This window comes from Burkholderia sp. R-40, from assembly GCF_049942845.1.
Lineage (GTDB): Bacteria > Pseudomonadota > Gammaproteobacteria > Burkholderiales > Burkholderiaceae > Burkholderia > Burkholderia ambifaria.
This window is the reverse complement of sequence record NZ_CP187969.1, coordinates 45,703-65,756: the sequence shown is the minus strand read 5'-3', so window position 1 is coordinate 65,756 and position 20,054 is coordinate 45,703. Positions and strand designations below refer to the sequence as shown.

Here is a 20,054-nt window from a genome sequence, read left to right as displayed (position 1 = left end):
GATATGCGCCGGAAGCAGAACCCGGCGCCGGCTCATCGTCAGAAGATGTGCGCGTAACGCAGGCCGACGAGCAGGCTGTTCTTCGGCCCGTTGCGCACGCTCAGGTCGGTGCCAAGCTGGACCTGTACCTGGTCGGCCTTCGTCACGAACTTCGACGCCGTCAGCCGCATCCGCGTCGTGCGCAGCGCGTCATGGCCGTCGACACCGTCGACGCGCGTTTCGCCGCCCCAGAATTGCGTGATCCCTAAGCCGAGCGATGTGCCTGGATCAGGCATGTAGCGAACCATCGCCTGCGCGCTGTAGCTCATCCGCTGATGCAGCGTCGCACCGCTTGCGCCGTACGACGTGTTGTTGCCGTACCAGATCGCGTCGCCGACGAGGTCGAGCGCCCACTGCGCCGAGAAATGCTTCACGTACGCGGCCTGGAAGTCGAGCGACCAGCGGTTCGCGCCGAGATTCAGGCCGCGGTTCTGGTCGTAGCTTCCGGTCGGCGCATACAGGTAGACGGTCGCGGCGATCACGTCCTTCGCTTCGTTCAGGCGGAATTTCAGCGGCGCGGTCAGAATCACGTCGCCGACACCGGTCGTGCTGCCGAGCGCGCTCGCATTGCCGAAGCCGCTCACGTGGCCGAACGGCAGCAGCACCTGCGGATCGATCGTCAGCCGGTCGGTAATCTGGAATACGTGCAGCAGCCGCGCGATGCCGATGTTCGACTGCAGATCGAAATTCGACGTCTTGCTGCCGTTCGCGTAGTACGCGTTCGTCGCCGAATAGTTGTAATACAGCACGCCGATCGTCGCGCCGACCGGGTACTGCTCGTAGTCGCCCGGATCGACCTCGACCGCGCCCGCGTAATGCGACGCGACGACCAACAGCGATGCGCCGATCCAGTGCGCGATTCGCTTCAGTTTCATTCTGTTGACGTTGTCCATCATGCCCCTTGCCTGGATGCGCAGATACCATCGCGTCCGATGTTCGACGCACGCGCGCCGTTGCCGGACGCCGGAGTCGTGGTGTGCTGCACGCTGTTATCCATCGGCGCATCGGGTGCGCCGACGATTCGCGACACCGAACGGCCATCGCTTGAGGATGAGAATAGGGAGGCAAAAACCGCGATTCTGTTTTCCGGCGGAACAAGAAATTGGCTGTGGCGGGCCTCTGCCGTCGATGCCATGCAGTCGCAACAAAGGCAGGTGCCGGATCCGTCTCAGCACAGTTTCCGATCCGTGCCGGCAAAGAACCGCGCTTTTTCTCTTCTTAACCTACTCGTCGAGCGTGACCGATACGACGTGTCCGCGCCCCGCCAGGGAAGCAGCGGCGGGGCGGCGGTCGACCCGAACCCCCACGAGGAGCCCCACGATGAGCGCGAACCACTCTGCAGAAACAGCATCGACACCCGGCGAACGCGCCTGGGCGCTGTTTCGCGTGATGAAAGAGAAAAACCTGATCCCGGACGGCTATATCGAAGGCCTGACGGAACTGATGTCGACGACCTGGGACCCGGCCAACGGCGCGCGCATTGTCGCGCGCGCGTGGGTCGATCCGGGGTTTCGCGAGCTGCTGTTGAAGGACGGTACCGCCGCGTGCGCGCAGTTCGGTTACACCGGCCCGCAGGGTGAATACATCGTCGCGCTCGAAGATACGCCGACGCTGAAGAACGTGATCGTCTGCAGCCTGTGCTCGTGCACGAACTGGCCGGTGCTCGGGCTGCCGCCCGAGTGGTACAAGGGTTTCGAATACCGCGCGCGGCTCGTCCGCGAGGGGCGCACGGTGCTGCGCGAACTCGGTACCGACTTGCCCGACGACGTCGTCGTGAAGGTGTGGGACACCACGGCCGAAAGCCGCTACCTGGTGCTGCCCGTGCGTCCCGCCGGCACCGGGCACATGACCGAGGAACAACTGCGAACGCTTGTCACGAAGGACGTGCTGATCGGCGTCGCGCTGCCGCGCGCGAGCTGATCCGCGCCGCATTCTCTTATCGACCTTCATTTCGGAGATCACAGATGGACGGCTTTCACGACCTCGGCGGATTCCAGGGCTTCGGCCGGGTGCCGCACACGATCAACAGCCTCGGCTACAAGCCGGTCTTCAAGGAAGACTGGGAACATCTCGCATATAGCTTGATGTTCGTCGGTGTCGATCAATTGAAAAAGTTCAGCGTCGACGAAGTGCGTCACGCGGTCGAACGGATCGACGTGCGCCAGCATGTCGGAACGCGCTACTACGAGCGCTACGTGATCGCGACCGCGACGCTGCTCGTCGAAACCGGCGTGCTGACGCAGGACGAGCTCGACCGCGCGCTCGGTTCGCACTTCCGGCTCGCGAACCCGTCGCATTCCGTCGGCCGGGCGGCGCCCGCGGGCGCGACGCGGTTCGAGGTCGGCGATCGCGTCGTCGTGCGCGACGAATACGTGAGCGGACACGTCCGGGCACCGGGCTACGTGCGGGGAAAGACAGGCGTCGTGCTGCACCGGACGACCGAATCGTGGCCGTTCCCGGACGCGATCGGCCACGGCGACACCGGCGCCGCGCATCAGCCGACCTATCACGTCGAATTCCGCGTGAGGGATCTCTGGGGTGACGCCGCCGACGACGGTTATGTCGTGGCCGACCTGTTCGAAGGCTACCTCGATCGCGCGCCGGAGACGCGCGCATGAATGCGTTGGCGAATCAACCCGCGCTGGCCGGCCCGCCGGCGCGGATTCCGGTGACGGTACTGTCCGGATTCCTCGGCGCCGGGAAGACGACGCTGCTGAATTACATCCTGCGCAATCGCGCCGGCCTGAAGGTGGCCGTGATCGTCAACGACATGAGCGAAGTGAACGTCGACGCCGACGAGGTGCGACGCAACGTCGAGCTGCATCGCGGCGTGGACGAGCTGGTCGAGATGAGCAACGGCTGCATCTGTTGCACGCTGCGCGCCGATCTGCTCGATCAGGTCAGCACGCTCGCGCGACAGCAGCGCTTCGATTACCTGCTGATCGAGTCGACTGGAATCTCGGAGCCCATGCCGGTCGCGGAGACGTTCGCGTTCCTCGATCGCGACGGCTTCAGCCTCAGCGAACTCGCGCGGCTCGATACGCTCGTCACGGTAGTCAACGGCGAGACGTTCGAGGACATGATCACGTCGGAAGAACCGGCCTCGAACGGAAGTGAAGCCGGGCAGCCACGCAAGCTGTCGGACCTGCTGATCGAACAGGTCGAGTATGCGAACGTCGTCCTCGTCAGCCGATTCGATCGGATCGGCGATGCGGGTTTCGACAGGCTGCGCGCGGTGCTCGCGTCGTTGAATCCCTCCGCGCGGATTCTGCCGATGCAGGACGGTGAAATCGATCCGTCGGACGTGCTCGATACCCGGCGCTTTGATTTGCCGGCGCTCGTCGAATCTCCGGGATGGATGCGCCACATGCAGGTCGACGAACGACCGTCGGAGTCCGACACATACGGAATCGGATCGTGGGTCTATCGCGAACGTGCGCCGTTTCATCCGGCGCGCCTGCTCGCCTGGCTGCGGCGGCCGTGGACCAACGGCCGGCTACTTCGCTGCAAAGGCTATGCGTGGGCTGCGCACCGCCATGAGGAGATCGGCATGCTCGTGCAGACGGGGGGCCGGTTCCAGTGGGGCTACGTCGGCCGCTGGTGGCGGTTCGTGCCGCAGTCGGACTGGCCGCGCGACGACTATCGCCGCGCCGGCGTGCTGGAAAAATGGGCGGAGCCGGTCGGCGATTGCCGGCAGGAAATCGTGTTCATCGGGCAGTCGATCGATCACGGACGGTTGCGCCGCGAACTCGATGCGTGCCTGTTGACGGTGGAGGAAATCGAGGCGGGACCGGAATCGTGGGCGGCGTTTCCGCAAGCCGACGCGTTCGACGCGCTCGTGGCCATCGAACATCCGTGACGCTTGCTGGCTCGCCGGTCAGCGATGAATTTGCGATGTCGCGGTCGTCACGTGCGGCGACGAGGAGGCCGGCGTGCGGCCGCACGCGATCGATCCCGAGGCGGCCGAGCGTCTATGGGCGCACTCCGCTGCGCTGACGGGAGTCGACGCATTCGCGGTGCGCCGCTGAGCGGGTGTCCCGGCGGGGGAGGCCCGCGGCGAAGCGCAGTGCCCGCCGAGGCGCTTTTCCGCCCATCCCGGTTCAATCCCGCATCGGCCGAAGCGCCCGCCCCATCTCCGCGATCGGCATCGCGACGATCGAATTCAGCAACCGCATCTCCCCCGCGTCCGGCCGCGCGATCTCCCGCACTTCGTCGAGCGTTTGCGAGACGTGGCGATCGAGCGGCTCGAGAAAGCGCCGCAGTTCGCTGGCCGCCGCCTTGCCTCTGAGCCCGAGCGCCTCGCCGAATGCAATCAGCGCATCCACATCGATATCGGCAAACCGCGTCGCGTTGCCGAGCGGCATCGTCAGTTCGCAGTGCGGCCAATGATCGCCGCGATGGTCGGGCCGGTGCGTCGGCGTGTGATACACGACCGTGCTGACGATGTCGTAGAACGGCGCGAGCCGGTAGCCACGCGCGTCGACGAAGAACGACAGGTTCTTCAGATGCGCGTCGGCATTGCCGACCACCACGTTGAACACGGTCCAGCGGAACACCGACAGGCGCGCCAGCGCGCGCGTGCTGGTGCGGTCGATCGCGCGGGCCAGCTCCTGCGCATTCGCCCGCTGGTACTTGAAGCCGCGGTCGTAGTTGAGCAACTGCATCGCGTCGATCGTATGCACGCGCCCGGCCGGCGCCGAAGCAACGTCGCGGTCGAACCGGTCGATCACGTAGCACGCGGACGGCGCGCGCAGGAAGTGCACGTTGGGCACGTCGAGCCCCATCTTCCTCGCGAGCTTCATGCAGAAGAATTCGTTGATCGCCGAATGCGGGTAGCCGGCCGCGCGCATGTCCGGCTTGAGCAGATGCATCGACGGCTCGCTGCCGACCGGCTCGTACAGCGTGTAGTCGGGCGCGTCGCCGCGCAGCACCAGCAGCAGCTTCTGCTGCGCGCCGGCCGCCGACATGCGCTTGGGCGCGGTGGCCGTCAGCGCGCGCTCGGGCATCGCCTGGATCCGGCGCTCGAGTTCGTCGAGCGACAGCGGCTGCAGGCTGCCGGGCGCTTCCCGCTCGCCGTCGGCGAGCAGCGTCAGCGCGCCGGCCGATTCGCGCCCGAAGTATGCGAGCAGGCCCCACGCGTCGGCGGCATCGACCTTCGCCTCGCGTGCGAGCGACGTGCGCATGCCTTCCTCGGGCAGCAGGTTGTCGAAGAACCACTGGACAGGGCGATCGGTCGACGTGTCGGTGAAGGTGTCCGCGCGCAGCGCGAACGCCGGCGACAGCGGGTACGCGGCCGCGGACGCGAGCCACTGCGGATCGTATGCGAACGACCAGATACCTTTGTCGTCGGTCAGCGTGCCCATGCGCACGCCGTTGGCGGAGGCGATCAGCGTTCTAGCCGCCATGGCTGCTCCTGCGGCGTCGCGCGGCCTTCAGCGCGGTGGCTTCCGAAATCTCGACCGACGATTCCGCGTACAGGCGCACGCCGAGTTCGCCGAGCAGCAGCATGACCTTGCCGATTTGGGCGGTCGGCTTGCCGGCTTCGACCTGGCTGATGAATTTCGGCGACAGCCCGGTCGCGTTCGCGAGTTCGTCGCGCGTGAACCCCTGCTGGAGCCGCGTCGCGCGAATGAGGTGGGCGAGCGCGCCGATCGTGTCGACGGACTGGGACTCCGACATGACGTTCTCCGTGCTTCGTATCTGATCGGGAACAGTATGGCACAACGCGTCGGCCCGGGCACCATTTCGTATCCGTTCAGGAACGAAGATGCGTTCACGGCAAGCCGGCGTGTCATTTCGTACCCAATCGGAAACGGCGGGGCGTTCAATCATCGCGTGCGACTATGTCCGTATCCGATCGGATACGTCGAGAGCGTGATGTGGCGTTCGCGCATTGCACGCGCGGCCGGGCTCGAACCTTGCGTCCCGGGAGTGTCGTCCGCGGTCGTACCGCGACGCATCTCGCATGACGATTTGCATGGAGGCGCGCATGGAGCCGATGCCGGTCGTACTTCATTGGACCGATGCTCTCCTCAGGATCGCGCTGGCGCTCGTCGCGGGCGGGCTGGTCGGCCTCGATCGCAGTGAAGCCGGCAAGACGGCCGGGCTGCGCACGACGATCCTGGTCTGCCTCGCCGCGTGCCTGGCGATGCTGCAGGTGAATGCGCTGCTGATGCAGGCCGGCAAGCCGGAGGGCGCGTTTGCGGTGATTGACCCGATGCGGCTGCCGCTCGGCATCCTGACCGGGATGGGTTTCATCGGCGGGGGCGCCATCCTGCATCGCGACGGCCTCGTCTCCGGCGTGACCACGGCAGCGACACTGTGGTTCGTCACGATCATCGGACTGTGCATCGGCGGCGGCCAGTTGTCGCTCGGCGCGCTTGGGCTCGTGCTCGCATTGCTCGTCGTGTGGCCGCTGCGGCTGGTCGAGGAACGGCTGCGCGGCGTCAGGACGGCGCGGGTCACGGTCGAATACGAACTCGGCTCGACGGCGCGCGAGCGGCTGACGACCCGGCTGCACGCCGCGGGATTCACGTGCCGCACGCGCGGCTTTCACGAATCGGTCGCGCGTGCGCTGCGCGAGGAGGAACTGCTCGTGCAGTGGCGCGAACAGGCCAACACCGACGTGATGCTGCCGCAACTGATCCGCACTCTCGAGTCGGCCGGGCTGACGTCGGTCCGCTGTTCATCGGAGAACTGAGCCGCGCGCCGCCCGCCGTCTATGGCGCGTATGTACCGTAGCCGTGCCGCGGTCAGCGTTCAGCGTCCGGCTTCCGCACCCGCGCCGTCGTGCGCATCGCCGCCCGGCCGCGGCAGCGTCATCGCGAGATGCAGCGCGGCCGGATCGACCGGCTTCACGAAATGCTGCAGGAACCCGGTCGCGAGGCAGCGCTCGCGATCCGCGCTGCGGCCATAACCGGTCAGCGCGAGGAACATGCACGTCGTCACTTCGTTGATCGCCTTCAGCCGCCGCAGCAGCTCGTAGCCGTCCATCACCGGCAGCCCGATATCGAGGATCGCGACGTCGGGGCGGTACGCGCGGTAGGCGGCCAGCGCGGTCACCGGGTCGTGCACGACGGCGACTTCATGGCCGGCGTCGCGCAGCCATTGCGCGAGCGTCGATGCGGCATCCTCGTTGTCGTCGACCAGCATCACGCGCCGGCCGGTGCTGCTCGGCGCCAACTCGCGGATGCCCGGCGGCGGCTGCGGCGTGACCACCGCCACGGCTTTCGGCCGGTACTCGGGCAGCGCGATCGTAAATGTGCTGCCGCAGCCGGGGCCGGCGCTGTCCGCGCGCACCGTGCCGCCATGCAGGTTCACGAGGCTGCGCACGAGCGCGAGGCCGATGCCGAGGCCGCCGTGCGCCTGCTTCGTTTCGCCGTCGAGCCGGTAGAACGGCTCGAAGATGCTGTCGAGGCGGTCGGGCGGAATGCCGGCGCCGTTGTCGCAGACCTCGATGATCGCGGCGCCGTCCGCGCCGTGCGTCGCGCGCACGGTGATGTCGCCGCCCGGCATCGTGTATTTCGCCGCATTGGTCAGCAGGTTCGCGACGACCTGCGACAGCCGCACCGGGTCGCCGTGGCAACGCGCGTCGGGATCGGCGTCGACATGCAGGCGGTGACGGCGCTGCTCGAGCAGCGGGCTGGCGACCTCGACCGCGCGGTCGACGATGTCCGCGAGCCGCAAGGATTCCTTCTTCAGCGTGATCTTGCCGCGCGTGATGCGCGACACGTCGAGCAGGTCGTCGATCAGCCGGACCATGTGATCGAGCTGCCGCTGGATGATCGCGATCTCGTTCGGCGTCGCCTGGCCGTCGCGGTTGCGGATCAGCTCGAGCGCGAGCGAGATCGGCGTCAGCGGATTGCGCAGCTCGTGGCCGAGCACCGCGAGAAACTGGTCCTTCGCCTGGTTCGCGTCGCGCAGTTCGCCCAGCAGCCGGTCGCGCTCGGCGTTCGCGGCGACGAGCTTCTCGCGCGCGGCGACGTGCTCGGTCACCTCGACCGCGCTGACGATCACGCCGAGCCCCTCGGCGAGCGGCTGCGGATTGAAATGCAGCCGGTACACGCGGGCGGCGCCGTCCGGTTCGGGCCGGTCGTGGTGTTCGCCGATCGTCGTCGAGCAGCCTTGCTCGCGGGCGGTTTCAAGCGCCTGCACGATCGCGGGCGTATCGCCGCCGGGCAGCACCGACGTCAGCGGCTGGTCGACGATGTCGGTCCGGCCGCACAGCGCGGAGAAACGGTGATTCGCGAGCACGATCCGGTGCTCCGGGCCCGACAGTAGCGCGATCGGCAACGGCGCATGCATCAGCACGCCGTTGCGTTGCTGTTCGGCGTCCTCGCGGCGGCGGATCTCGTCGCTCAGCGCGCGCGAGCGTTGCTGGGACAGCGCCAGCGTCAGATGCAGCTCGTTCTCGTCGTTGCGCAGCGACGCGGCAGGCAGGATGCGGCGGTGCAGCGAGCACACGTGGCGGAACATCTCCGACTGCTCGGCGCTCGGAAACGCGTCATGCGAATAGCCGCAGTAGAGCGAGAAGCGGTACCGCGCGATCAGTTCGTCCCATAACGCTTCCAGTCGCAGGGCGCCGACGTATCGGTCCTGCGCGCACAGCAGCGAGACCATTTCTCCGAACGCATGCACGGGCCGGCCGGCGCGGATCGCGGCTTCGACGATCGGGCCGATCGTGCGGCGAAAGCGTGCCGGATCGGGCAGGTCGCCGTCCATGAAGCTGTCGAGCAGCGCCTGCGCGCTCGACATGAAGATCCGGTCGCGGGCCGCGGCGCCGATTGCCGCGCCGAGCCCATCCAGGCGTTCGTGCACCGCCGCGAGCCGGTCGGCCCGGGCGATCACGATCGCGCTGCCGCCGTCGCGCAACGCATCGGCCGCGAACGACGCGACCTCCGACACGAGCTGCTCGTCGGATTCGTAGAACTGCACGAAATGATCGGCCCGCATCAGGGCCGATTCCAGCAGGGGAGAGTCAGGTGTCATAGCTCACGACCAGGCGATTGCCGGTGGCGGCCGGCGTCCCACTGCTGTCGCCGTCGCCATATCCGGGCCGATGTGAGCAAGCTGCGTGCCGCCTGCTCGGGGCGGGTCCCGCGGCCTTGCGGCACGGGCCTCGGCGCCCCGCGGGCGGTGCCGGACGCCACCGAGTTTGTAAATTCTGGAAACGCGGTGTGCAAGATGGGTGCGCGATCCGGCCGGCAGCGCACCGGCACCGATCCTTATCGCCGCGGCAGATAAACGTATCGGAATCGCTTCGTTGACGCAATCCGGCACGCGCTCGTAGATTCGCATTTTTACCGAATCAGGGGCTGTACCGTGACGACTTCCGCCATCCGCGCCGCATCGACGTCCGCCGGCCATCGGGCCGCGTTGCCGCCGGAAGCCGGCGCGCAGCGATTCGACATCGTCCCGTTCGATGCGCCGCTCGGCGCCGAAGTCGTCGGCATCGACCTGTCGCAACCGCTCGGTGCCGCCGATTTCGCGCGCGTCCATCGCGCGCATCTCGACCATCACGTGCTGGTGTTTCGCGACCAGCGCATCACGCCGGACGAACACGTCGCGTTCAGCCGCCGCTTCGGCCCGCTGCAGATCCATGTGCTGCACCAGTTCGCGCTGGCCGCGCATCCGGAAGTGCTGATCGTGTCGAACATCGTCGAGAACGGCCGGCCGATCGGGCTCGGCGACGCCGGTCATTTCTGGCATTCCGACCTGTCGTACAAGGAAAAACCGAGCCTCGGCTCGCTGCTGCATGCGCAGGAGCTGCCGGCCGAAGGCGGCGACACGCTGTTCGCGAACATGCATCTCGCGTGGGAGACGCTGCCGGCGCACCTGCGTCGCGCGGTCGAAGGGCGGCGCGCCGAGCATACGTATCTGGCGCGCTATGCCGAGCTGCAGGCGCGCAGCCCGTGGCGGCCGAACCTGTCGGCCGAGCAGATCGCGCAAGTCGAGGCGGTGGTGCATCCGGTCGTGCGCACGCATCCGGAAACGGGCCGCAAGGCGTTGTTCGTCAGCGAGCATTTCACGACGCGCATCGTCGATCTGCCCGAAGACGAAAGCCGCGCGCTGCTCGACGAACTGTTCGCGCACAGCGTGCGTGCCGAGCATCTGTATCGGCACCACTGGCGCGCGCACGACCTCGTGTTCTGGGACAACCGCTCGCTGATGCATCTCGCGGCCGGCACGCCCGACCAGCTGCGCCGCAAGCTGTACCGCACGACGATCGAAGGCGACGCGCCGTTCTGAGCGTCGCGCGTCGTCGTCCCGCTGCCCCCATCCTGACTGGAGTTCCGATGTCGTTTCCGCTTTCGCCGGCACTGCGCCGCACGACCCGGCTCGCGCGCCGCGCGCTGGCCGCCACGCTCACCGTCGCGCTGGCGTTCGCCGCCGCCGGCACGCCGCAAGCCGCGCACGCGGAAGGCCGCATCCGCATCGCCGAGCAGTTCGGCGTCGTCTACCTGATGCTGAACGTCGCGCGCGACCAGCAACTGATCGAGAAGGAAGGGCGCAAGGCCGGCATCGACATCAAGGTCGACTGGGTGCGGCTGTCGGGCGGGGCGGCTGTGAACGACGCGCTGCTGTCGGGCGCGGTCGATATCGCCGGCGCGGGCGTCGGGCCGCTGCTGACCGTGTGGGACCGCACGCGCGGCCGGCAGAACGTGAAGGGCGTCGCGTCGCTCGGCAATTTTCCGTATTACCTCGTCAGCAGCAACCCGAACGTGAAGACGATCGCCGACCTGGGCGCGAAGGACCGCATCGCGGTGCCGGCCGTCGGCGTGTCGGTGCAGTCGCGCGTGCTGCAGTACGCGGCCGCGAAGCAGTGGGGCGACAAGCAGTTCGACAAGCTCGATCCGCTGACCCAGGCGATCCCGCATCCCGATGCGACGGCCGCGATCCTCGCGAACAGCAACGTGATCACCGGCCACTTCGGCAATCCGCCGTTCCAGGAGCAGGAACTCGCGGGCAATCCGAACGCGCACATCGTGCTGAATTCCTACGACGTGCTCGGCGGCCCGAGTTCCGCGACGGTGCTGTATGCGACCGGGAAATTCCGCGACGACAACCCGAAGACGTACCGCGCGTTCGTCGCCGCGCTCGCCGACGCGGCCCGCCAGATCGCCGCCGATCCCGAGCGCGCGGCCGACACCTATATCCGCGTGAACGGGTCGAAGATCGATCGCGCTTTGCTGCTGAAGATCCTGCGCAATCCGCAGGTGCAGTTCAAGACGGCTCCGCAGAACACGCTGAAGCTCGCGCAGTTCATGTATCGCACCGGTGCGATCCGCAACGAGCCGAAGTCGTGGCGCGATTACTTCTTCGACGATCCGGCGACGGCCGGCGGCAGTTGAGCGACGGCGTTGCGACATCGCGATCGATGCTTATGCGTCGACGCGGTTTCGATATGCGCAATCGTTGGTTGGGTCGCGCGCCGCGCCGCCGTATGTTGATGCTTTCCCGCCGAGAGTTTCGATCGTGAACGCCACTTCCCCCCGAATCGGCTTGCCGCCGTATGCGGCGCGCGGCGCGGCTGCGCCGGCCGCCCATCCCGCCACCGACGCACGCGCCGCGAGCCGGCCCGCACCGCAGGCCGCGCCGGCCGGCGCGTACAGCGAGCGCCTGCTGGCAATCGATCGCGTGAGCCTCGAATACCGGAGCGGTGCGCGGATCGTCCGCGCGACCCATCAGGTCAGCTTCGACGTGTACGGCAGCGACCGTTTCGTGTTGCTGGGCCCGTCGGGCTGCGGCAAGTCCACGTTGCTGAAGGCGATCGCCGGCTTCATCGAGCCCGTGTCGGGTTCGATCGCGCTCGATGGCCAGCCAGTGCACGGGCCGGGCCCCGACCGCATCGTCGTGTTCCAGGAGTTCGATCAGTTGCCGCCGTGGAAGACGGTCGTCGAGAACGTCGCGTTTCCGTTGCGCGCGGCCGCGAAGCTGTCGCGCGCCGAAGCACGCGAGCGTGCGCTGCACTATCTCGACAAGGTCGGGCTCGGCGCGTTCGCCGATGCGTATCCGCATACGCTGTCCGGCGGGATGAAGCAGCGCGTCGCGATCGCGCGTGCGCTGGCGATGCAGCCGCGCGTGCTGCTGATGGACGAACCGTTCGCCGCGCTCGACGCGCTCACGCGTCGCAAGATGCAGGAAGAGCTGCTGCGCCTGTGGGACGAATTCCGCTTCACGCTGCTGTTCGTCACGCATTCGATCGAGGAGGCGCTCGTCGTCGGCAACCGGATCCTGCTGCTGTCGCCGCATCCGGGCCGCGTGCGCGCGGAGCTCAACAGCCACGACTATTCGCTCGACAGCGTCGGCAGCGGCGATTTCCGCGACAGCGTCGCGCGGATTCATCATCTGCTGTTCGACACCGACGTGGCGAGCGGAACGCATCCCGCATCGACTACCGAGACTACGGAGACCACGGAGGCCACGGCATCATGAGCACGATCGATCCGGCTCTGCCGCCGCTGCCGCCCGTTCGCGCCGAATACGTGCGCACGCTCGACACGCCGCCCGACGCCGAACGTGCGGCACCCGCGCCGCTGGTGCGCCGCATCGTCGGGGCGAGCGCGTTTCGGCGCGTCGTCGTCGCGTTCGTGCTGATCGCCGCGTGGGAAATCATCGCGCGCATCGTCGCGAACGATCTGCTCGTGCCGACCGTCGGCGCGACGCTGGCCGCGTTCGTGCAAGGCATCGCGTCGGGCGAACTGCTCGTGAAGACGGGCATCTCGATGTCGGTGCTGCTGCGCGGCTATGCGCTCGGTGTGGTGTTCGCGTTCGTGCTGACGTCGCTTGCGGTGTCGACGCGCATCGGTCGTGACGTGCTGACGATGCTCACGGCGATGTTCAATCCGCTGCCGTCGATCGCGTTGCTGCCAATCGCGCTGCTGTGGTTCGGGCTCGGCACCGGCAGCCTGCTGTTCGTGCTCGTGCACGCGGTGCTGTGGCCGCTCGCGCTCAGCATGTACACGGGTTTTGCCGGTGTGCCGGCGACGCTGAAGATGGCCGGGCGCAACTACGGCCTCACCGGCGCGCGGCAGATCGCGCTGATCCTGGTGCCTGCCGCGCTGCCGTCGATCCTGTCGGGGCTGCGGGTGGGCTGGGCATTCGCGTGGCGCACGCTGATCGCGGCGGAACTGGTGTTCGGCGCGAGCGCCGGGCAGGGCGGGCTCGGCTGGTACATCTTCCAGAACCGCAACGAGCTGTACACCGACCGCGTGTTCGCGGGCCTCGCGGCCGTCATCGTGATCGGGCTGCTGGTCGAGCACCTCGTGTTCGATACGCTCGAGCGCGTGACGGTGCGACGCTGGGGCATTCAGCACTGACCGCATCGAATCGGAACGCGTGGGCACGTGCAATCCGGCGGCGATCGCACGCAAGGTGCGCGCTGCCGAAGTGGACATTTGCGGCGCGGTCGATTTCTTGCGCCGCCGCGCCGGCATGAATGCCGACGAGCCGCATCGTCGATGTCGGCTCGGCGCTTCAACCGGATTTCATTTCAGCACCGCATTCAATCGAGCGGGACCGTGAGTCGTTCGATCACGGTAGCCGTCTCGGGGCGCACGCCGCGCCACCACGCGAACGCTTCCGCAGCCTGCTCAACCAGCATGCCGACGCCGTCCGCGACGCGGCGCACGCCCGCATTGCGTGCGAGCCGGAGAAAGGGCGTCAGCCGCTTGCCGTAAGCAAGCTCGTACGCAGCTCCGGTCGGGCTGAACACGCCCGGCGGGACGGGCGGCAGATCGCCGGCAAGGCTCGCCGACGTGGCGTTGACCACCAGATCGAAACGTCCCATCGCGACGAGATCGGCATAGCCGCACGCCGCCAGCGGCCCGCGTCCGGCGACCTGCGCGGACAGTGCGCGCGCCTTGTCGACGTCGCGATTCGCGATCACCATCTCGGCCGGCCCGGCCGCGAGGAACGGCAGCAGCGCGCCGCGCGCCGCGCCCCCCGCGCCGAGCATCAGCACGCGTTTGCCGGCCATCGGCAGGCCGAGATTGATTTCGATATCGCGCACAAGCCCGATCCCGTCGAAGTTGTCGGCCAGGATGCGTCCGCCTTCGAACTTCAGCGCATTGGCCGCGCCGGCGAGCGCGGCGCGCTCGCTGCGTTCGTCCGACATCGCGAACGCCTGGAGCTTGAACGGGGCGGTGATGTTGATGCCTTTGCCGCCGCTCGCGGCGAATGCCCGCACCACGTCGGCGAACGCGCCTTCCGGCTCGAGCGGCCCTTCGATGGCCGAGTAGTGCATGTCCTGCCGCGTTGCTTGCGCGAAGATGCTGTGGATCAGCGGAGATTTCGTGTGTCCGATCGGGTTGCCGATCACCGCGTACTGGTCAGTCATCGTTGGCTCGCTTTTGAATAGAGAACACCATCGGCCTGCATCGCGTCGATTTCAGCGGGCTCGAACCCGAGCGAACGGGCGACGTCGGCGTTGTGCTGGCCGAGATCGGGCGCGACGTCGCGAATCGTCGTATCGCAATCCGAGAACCGGAACGGCAGATTCGGCAGGCGCAGCGTGCCGTAGCGCGGGTGCTCCTGCTCGACGACCATGCCGCGCGCCTGGATCTGCGGATCCGCCAGGACCTCGTCGATGCGTTGTACCTTCGCGCACGGCACGTCGATGCGATCGAGCAGGTCGAGCACCGACGCGACGGACTGGGCGGCCACCCACGGCTCGACGACCGACAGGATCTCGACGCGGTGCGCGTTGCGTCCGACACTGTCGTGAAAGCGCGTGTCGGCGCCGAAGCCGGCCGGTCCGCCATGCGCTTCGATCAGGGCGGCGAAGCGCTTCCATGCGTCGTCGACCTGCGCGGCGATCACGAGATCGCCGTCCGCCGCGCGAAACACGCCGTAGAGCGTCGACGTCGGCATGTCGTGCCCGGTCTGCTCGGGCAGCACGCCTTGCAGCGTGTAGCACTGGACCGCGTATTCGTGCATGGAGACCAGCGTGTCGTACAGCGCCATGTCGATGTGCTGTCCGCGGCCGCTCTTCACGCGCCCCAACAGCGCGGCGTTGATGGCCGCGACCGCGTGAATGCCGGTGTACATGTCGCCGAGCGATATCCGCAGCAGCGGCGGCCGCTCGCCCGGTGTGCCGACCATCTGCATGATGCCGCTCTTGGCTTCGGCGATCAGCCCGAAGCCCGCGCGATGCGCATCGGGGCCGGTATGTCCGTATGCCGAGATCGAGCAATAGACGAGTGCCGGATTGCGGGCCGACAACTCCGCATAACCCAGCCCCAGCTTGTCCAGCGCGCCTGGCCGGTAGTTTTCGATGAACACGTCCGCGGAGTCGCACAGCCGCTGCATGAATGCCTTGCCGCGCGCGTCCTTCATGTTCACGCTGACGCCGCGCTTGCCCATGTTGAGCTGCAGGAAATAGCCGCTTTGCTGGTCGTCGAGGACCGTCGCGTGCTGGCGGCCGGCGTCGCCGGTGCCGGGGCGTTCGACCTTGATCACTTCGGCGCCGAGCGCCGCGAGGCAGCGCCCGACATAGGGGCCGGCCAGGAAATGGCTGTAGTCGACGACGCGAATACCTTCGAGAGGGCGGGCCTGCATCAGAACGCTCCCGGCCGGCGCGGCACCATCAACCGATGCTCGCCGCGCTGGACGACCTGGCCGTCCTGGTTGATCAGCTCGGACGGCAGCACGACGATGCCCCAGCCCGGGCGGCTCTTGCTCGCCCGCATCGAGCCGACGCGGAACGTCACGTGCAGCACGTCGTTCACCTTGATCGGCAGCAGGAAGTCCCAGGTCCAGCCGAGCGACATGCCCGGCAGGAAACGGTAGTCGCTCTGCGTCTTGAGGCCGTCGGCGATCGACAGCCCGAACAGCCCGTGCGCGACGAGGCAGCCGAAGTGGCTCGCGTTCGCATACGCCTCGTCGACGTGCACCGGCGTGTGGTCGCCGGTGAGATCGGCGTAAGCGAGGATGCGCGCCTGGGTGACCGTGTAGGTCGGACTCGTGCAGGAGTCGCCCTCGCGGGCATCGTCCCAGTATTTTTCGACGATCGTCATGGTCATGCCTCCGTCCGAGGGTTGATCGCCAGCGCCTGCGCGACACAGGAGGCGGGCGTTGCCTGAATGAGCTCGACGACCAGGCCGTCCGGCAAGCGCAGCCAGTTCCGCCCCTGCGGCATGTCGGTCACGCCGTACGCTTGCGCCGCGGCCAGCGCGGCTTCCAGGTCCTCGCACATCACGCCCAGATGACCGAGCCGGCCCTCGGGGCCGTCCCAGCCCGGCGCATGGATGAATTGCAGGCCGCCGAGCGTCCAGTACTGCCGCGGCGCATCGACGGTGCCGTCCACTTCGCGCATCGTCATGCCGAGCACGTCCTCGAAGAAGCGGATGTGCCAATGGATGTCCTTCACCCAGATGGCGACGTGCTCCAGATAAGCTTTCGTGGCGCTCATGCGACCACCTCCTTCGCTTGGCGATCGGTCATCGCGCGCTCGATTCCCTTGATGCATGCGACCAGCGTCGCGTTGACCGGCGTGGGCACGCCGTACCGCTGCCCCCAGCGCACGACCGATCCGTTGATGAAGTCGATTTCGGTCATCGTCCCTCTCTCCAGGCTTTGCAGCATCGATGTCTTGAACGCGGCTGGCAGGCCCTCCGCGGCGAGCGTCCACGCCTGCTCGGGGTCCGTCATCGACAGCCTGACGCCGGCCGCTTGCGCGACGCCGATCGCCTCGGCGACGGCCGCGAGCGACGTGGACTTCAGCAGCGGCTCGCCGTAGAGCTGTCCGTAGGTCAGGCCGGTGATGCCGGTGAGCGCGCCCGTGGCGACGTTGACCAGCAGCTTGTCCCACATCGTGCCGACGATGTTGTCGCTGACGGTCGTCGCGAGGCCCGCGGCGTTGAACGCGTCGGCGATCGCCTGGACGCGCGGCGTGATGCGGCCGTCGAGTTCGCCGATGAAGGTGAGCTTGCCGGCCACGCCCGATTCGATGTGCGCGTCGCCGCGCCGCACGCCGCCGACGTAGGTCTTGCCCGCAAGCACGCGCTCGCGGCCGACGACGTCGGCGAGGCTGTCCTCGTGCCCGAGGCCGTTCTGCAGCGACAGCACGAGCGTATCGGGCCCGATCAGCCCTTGCGCGCCGCGCATGGCAGCGGCGGTGTGGAACGACTTGACCAGCACGATCACCAGATCCGCCACGCCGACGTCGTCCGCCTGCGTCGTCGCGCGGACGCCGACGCGCCGTGATCCGCTCGTATCGTCGACCTGAAGGCCGTCGCGGCACATCGCGCCGACGTGCGACGGCGAGCGGGCGATCAGCCAGGTCTCGTGGCCGCCTTCGGTCAGGGCGGCGCCAATCGCGCAGCCCAGCGCGCCGGCGCCCAGCATTGCAATCTTCATGGGTTTCTCCGATGTCATGCAGGGTTGACGTATCGCTGCACGATAGAAGTTGCCCGTCATGCTGACAATGCAATGACTACAATGACGTTATTGCGATGGACAATAATGCGATGATTCCGACCGATCTTCCCGACCTGAAGCTGTTGCAGCTTTTCGATCTGCTGTACGACGCGCGCAGCGTCACCCGCGTGGCCGAGCAACTCGGACAAAGCCAGCCGACCGTCAGCATCTGGCTCGGGCGCTTGCGCGAACACCTTCACGATCCGCTGTTCATTCGAACGCCCGGCGGCATGGCGCCGACGCCGCAGGCCGACGCGCTCATCGGCCCGTGCCGGGAAATCCTCGAATCGTTGCGGCGCTTCGCGGCCTGGGAGATCGCGTTCGACCCGGCGACTGCCCAGCGCCGGTTTCGTATCTGCATGACCGATGCGAGCCATATCACGCTGCTGCCGCGGCTTCTCGCACACGTTCGCGCGCAGGCGCCGGGCGTGCGGCTGGAGGCGGCGAGGATCGACGGCAACACGGAACGGGCGCTCGAGTCGGGCGAAGCCGATCTCGCGATCGGCTATGTGCCGTGGCTCGGCGGAGGCATCTACCAGCAGAAACTGTACGACCAGGACTGGGTATGCCTGGCCAATCGCCATCATCCGAGGATTCGCGGGCGCCTCGGCGTCAAACAGTACCGGTCGGAGGGCCATGTGGCCATTACGGCCGGAACGGGCGCGCAGCTTCTCGATCAGGCGCTGATGCGGGAGCGCATCGAGCGTCAGGTCGTGCTGGGGCTGCCGGGGTTTCTCGGTTTGGGCGCAATCATCCAGAGCACGGACCTGATCACGACGCTGCCGCGCCATATCGGCGAGACGCTGGCTCAGGCCAATGACCTGACGGTGCATGCGTGTCCGATCGAGGTCGAGGGGTTCGCGGTTCGACAGCACTGGCACTCGCGATATCACCATGAAGCAGGCAATCGCTGGCTGCGCGGCGTCGTGGTTCAGTTGTTCGCGAATGCGCGGTGAGGGGGGCGCGAGCATCTACTTCCCGTCATGCGCATCCTGCAATGCGCCGCATTGCCGTCAGTTATGACGAAAGCACCGCGGATCCATGCGCGCCGCCCGATGCGACTTCGTCCAGATCGACGCATTGCTCGTAAGCCGGCACCTCGCACGGCCACTGCAGGCGCTCCGCAATACGCCGCCGCAACGCGTCCGCGGCAGCCGGTTCGCCATGCGTGATGAAGGTCCGGACGGGGGCGCACTGCATCGTGCCGAGCCACGTGAGGATCTCTTCGTAGTCGGCATGGGCCGAGAGCGCCGTGATCGACTCGACCTGCGCACGCAGACGGACGTACTCGCCGTGAATCTTCAGCGTTGGCTCGTGCGCGGCCAGCGCCGCGCCGCGCGTGCCGGTGGCCTGATAGCCGACCAGCGCGATCGTATTGCGCGCATCGGGTGCATAGCGGCTCAGGTGATGCAGCACGCGTCCGCCGGTCGCCATCCCGCTGCCGGCGATGATGACCATCGGGCCATGGTGTTCGGCGATCGCCTTCGACTGGTCGACCGAGCGGACCATCGTCGCCGCGTGGCCGAGCGTGTTCGCTTCGGAGACGGTCAGACGGTGTTCGAGGATATGGTGGCGATAGATCTCGGTCGCGTTCGTCGCCATCGGGCTATCCAGGAAGACCGGGACGTGCGCCATGCGGCCGGACGCCTTCAGCCGCGCGATGTAGTACAGGATTTCCTGCGTGCGGCCGACGGTGAAGCAGGGGATCACGACGACCCCGCCGCGCGCGAAGGTCTTGTCGAACATGGCGGCCAGCTCGTTCTCGGGATCCGACGCCGGGTGCAGCCGGTCGCCGTACGTCGATTCGACGACGACGTAGTCCGCATGGGCGGGCGGCCGCGGCGGCTGCATGATCGGGTCGTGATACCGGCCCAGGTCGCCGGAGAAAGCCAGCACCTTGTGATCCCAGTGCATCACGACACTCGCCGCGCCCAGGATGTGCCCGGCCGGCAGCAGGCGGAACGACAGGCCGCCGCCGCCCAGCGCCGTGCATTCGTCGTACGCAACGGGCTTCAGCAGGCGCAGCGCGCGCTGCGCGTCGTCCAGCGTGTAAAGCGGCTGCGCCGGCCGATGCTTCGAATAATCGTGCCGGTTCGCGAAGTCGGCTTCCTCTTCCTGCAGCCGCGCGCTGTCGCGCAGCATGATGTCGCAGAGCTCGGCCGTGGCCGCCGTGCAGTACACGGGCCCGCGATAGCCTTCGCGCACCAGCACCGGAAGATAGCCGGAGTGATCGAGATGCGCGTGGGTGAGCACGACCGCGTCCAGCGTGTCGGGCGCGAGCGGCAGCGGCTGCCAGTTGCGCAGCCGCAGGTTCTTCGTACCCTGGAACAGGCCGCAGTCGACCAGCACGCGCCGGCTGCCGTGCTCGACCAGGTACTTCGAGCCGGTCACGGTTTCGGTCGCGCCGAGAAAAGTCAGTTTCATGGAGCGCCTCAGCGGAGCGAGGGGACGGTAATTCGATTACAGCCCGAACGTGCGAGAGACGGTTGACCGAAATCAGGAAGAGGGGGGATTTGCCGCTGGCGCTGTGGCGCTCGTTGGGCTAGCCGGGCGGCTTGGGCTGGCACGACGGGTAGGGCAGATGCGATTCATCTCGG

The 20,054-nt window shown here is 67.5% G+C and carries 19 protein-coding genes; 9 read left to right on the top strand and 10 right to left on the bottom strand.

Features of this window, described 5'->3' with window-relative positions; translation table 11 throughout:
• Window positions 1-38 precede the first annotated feature (38 nt).
• On the bottom strand, window positions 39-935 hold the full coding sequence (locus ACP26O_RS29095; RefSeq protein WP_175664756.1) for a transporter: 897 nt from the start codon (window positions 933-935) through the stop codon (window positions 39-41).
• 424 nt (window positions 936-1,359) lie between these two features.
• On the opposite strand from ACP26O_RS29095, the gene nthA reads away from it, so the two are divergent.
• Genes nthA through ACP26O_RS29080 form a run of 3 tightly spaced genes read left to right on the top strand, consistent with a single transcriptional unit; the run spans window position 1,360 to window position 3,898 of the window.
• Window positions 1,360-1,959, top strand: a complete 600-nt coding sequence (nthA, locus tag ACP26O_RS29090) for a nitrile hydratase subunit alpha (protein WP_011661413.1) — start codon at window positions 1,360-1,362, stop codon at window positions 1,957-1,959.
• A 44-nt stretch (window positions 1,960-2,003) separates the two neighbouring features.
• Entirely contained in the window at window positions 2,004-2,657 is a 654-nt protein-coding gene (nthB, locus tag ACP26O_RS29085; protein WP_175664757.1) for a nitrile hydratase subunit beta, read from the top strand.
• Window positions 2,654-3,898, top strand: a complete 1,245-nt coding sequence (locus tag ACP26O_RS29080) for a GTP-binding protein (protein WP_175664758.1) — start codon at window positions 2,654-2,656, stop codon at window positions 3,896-3,898. The genes nthB and ACP26O_RS29080 overlap by 4 nt, the downstream gene beginning before the upstream one ends.
• Window positions 3,899-4,139: 241 nt before the next feature.
• Here the strand turns inward: ACP26O_RS29080 and ACP26O_RS29075 are convergent, their stop codons facing one another.
• Window positions 4,140-5,444, bottom strand: coding sequence for a HipA domain-containing protein (locus tag ACP26O_RS29075; RefSeq protein ID WP_175664759.1), 1,305 nt, complete (start codon window positions 5,442-5,444; stop codon window positions 4,140-4,142).
• Window positions 5,434-5,718, bottom strand: a complete 285-nt coding sequence (locus ACP26O_RS29070; protein WP_175664760.1) for a helix-turn-helix domain-containing protein — start codon at window positions 5,716-5,718, stop codon at window positions 5,434-5,436. Before ACP26O_RS29070 ends, ACP26O_RS29075 begins: the two co-directional genes overlap by 11 nt.
• Before the next feature lie 310 nt (window positions 5,719-6,028).
• Here ACP26O_RS29070 and ACP26O_RS29065 point away from each other — a divergent pair, with 310 nt between their 5' ends.
• Window positions 6,029-6,739: an MgtC/SapB family protein gene (locus tag ACP26O_RS29065; protein ID WP_105830666.1), complete on the top strand. Its 711-nt coding sequence runs from the start codon at window positions 6,029-6,031 to the stop codon at window positions 6,737-6,739.
• A gap of 59 nt (window positions 6,740-6,798) precedes the next feature.
• Here the strand turns inward: ACP26O_RS29065 and ACP26O_RS29060 are convergent, their stop codons facing one another.
• Complete coding sequence (locus ACP26O_RS29060; RefSeq protein WP_175664761.1) at window positions 6,799-8,991, bottom strand: hybrid sensor histidine kinase/response regulator; 2,193 nt, start codon at window positions 8,989-8,991, stop codon at window positions 6,799-6,801.
• A 369-nt stretch (window positions 8,992-9,360) separates the two neighbouring features.
• Between ACP26O_RS29060 and ACP26O_RS29055 the strand changes: the two genes are divergently transcribed.
• The 4 genes from ACP26O_RS29055 (at window position 9,361) to ACP26O_RS29040 (ending at window position 13,358) form a co-directional block, all read left to right on the top strand.
• Window positions 9,361-10,287 carry a TauD/TfdA dioxygenase family protein gene (locus ACP26O_RS29055; RefSeq protein ID WP_175664762.1) on the top strand — a complete coding sequence of 309 codons (927 nt, stop codon included), beginning with the start codon at window positions 9,361-9,363 and terminating at the stop codon, window positions 10,285-10,287.
• A 47-nt stretch (window positions 10,288-10,334) separates the two neighbouring features.
• Window positions 10,335-11,390, top strand: coding sequence for an ABC transporter substrate-binding protein (locus tag ACP26O_RS29050; protein ID WP_175664763.1), 1,056 nt, complete (start codon window positions 10,335-10,337; stop codon window positions 11,388-11,390).
• Window positions 11,391-11,514: 124 nt separating this feature from the next.
• Window positions 11,515-12,474, top strand: coding sequence for an ABC transporter ATP-binding protein (locus ACP26O_RS29045; protein WP_425101042.1), 960 nt, complete (start codon window positions 11,515-11,517; stop codon window positions 12,472-12,474).
• Complete coding sequence (locus ACP26O_RS29040; protein WP_175664765.1) at window positions 12,471-13,358, top strand: ABC transporter permease; 888 nt, start codon at window positions 12,471-12,473, stop codon at window positions 13,356-13,358. Before ACP26O_RS29045 ends, ACP26O_RS29040 begins: the two co-directional genes overlap by 4 nt.
• 185 nt (window positions 13,359-13,543) lie before the next feature.
• Here ACP26O_RS29040 and aroE read toward each other — a convergent pair whose 3' ends face one another.
• The 5 genes from aroE to ACP26O_RS29015 are packed head-to-tail and all read right to left on the bottom strand — an operon-like array spanning window position 13,544 to window position 17,397.
• A complete protein-coding gene (aroE, locus tag ACP26O_RS29035) occupies window positions 13,544-14,377 on the bottom strand; it encodes a shikimate dehydrogenase (protein WP_175664766.1) in 834 nt (277 codons plus the stop codon).
• The gene (locus ACP26O_RS29030) at window positions 14,374-15,597 is read right to left on the bottom strand and encodes a CaiB/BaiF CoA transferase family protein (RefSeq protein ID WP_175664767.1); all 1,224 of its coding nucleotides are present in this window, start codon (window positions 15,595-15,597) and stop codon (window positions 14,374-14,376) included. The genes aroE and ACP26O_RS29030 overlap by 4 nt, the downstream gene beginning before the upstream one ends.
• Window positions 15,597-16,055, bottom strand: coding sequence for a MaoC family dehydratase (locus tag ACP26O_RS29025; protein WP_126224816.1), 459 nt, complete (start codon window positions 16,053-16,055; stop codon window positions 15,597-15,599). The genes ACP26O_RS29030 and ACP26O_RS29025 overlap by 1 nt, the downstream gene beginning before the upstream one ends.
• Before the next feature lie 2 nt (window positions 16,056-16,057).
• Window positions 16,058-16,450 (bottom strand): VOC family protein, encoded by a 393-nt coding sequence (locus ACP26O_RS29020; RefSeq protein ID WP_126224814.1) that lies wholly within the window; start codon window positions 16,448-16,450, stop codon window positions 16,058-16,060.
• A complete protein-coding gene (locus tag ACP26O_RS29015) occupies window positions 16,447-17,397 on the bottom strand; it encodes a ketopantoate reductase family protein (RefSeq protein ID WP_175664768.1) in 951 nt (316 codons plus the stop codon). Before ACP26O_RS29015 ends, ACP26O_RS29020 begins: the two co-directional genes overlap by 4 nt.
• Before the next feature lie 95 nt (window positions 17,398-17,492).
• Here ACP26O_RS29015 and ACP26O_RS29010 point away from each other — a divergent pair, with 95 nt between their 5' ends.
• Window positions 17,493-18,413 (top strand): LysR family transcriptional regulator, encoded by a 921-nt coding sequence (locus ACP26O_RS29010; RefSeq protein WP_041490262.1) that lies wholly within the window; start codon window positions 17,493-17,495, stop codon window positions 18,411-18,413.
• Between the two features lie 61 nt (window positions 18,414-18,474).
• Here ACP26O_RS29010 and ACP26O_RS29005 read toward each other — a convergent pair whose 3' ends face one another.
• Window positions 18,475-19,881 (bottom strand): MBL fold metallo-hydrolase RNA specificity domain-containing protein, encoded by a 1,407-nt coding sequence (locus tag ACP26O_RS29005; protein ID WP_175664769.1) that lies wholly within the window; start codon window positions 19,879-19,881, stop codon window positions 18,475-18,477.
• Window positions 19,882-20,054: the final 173 nt, after the last annotated feature.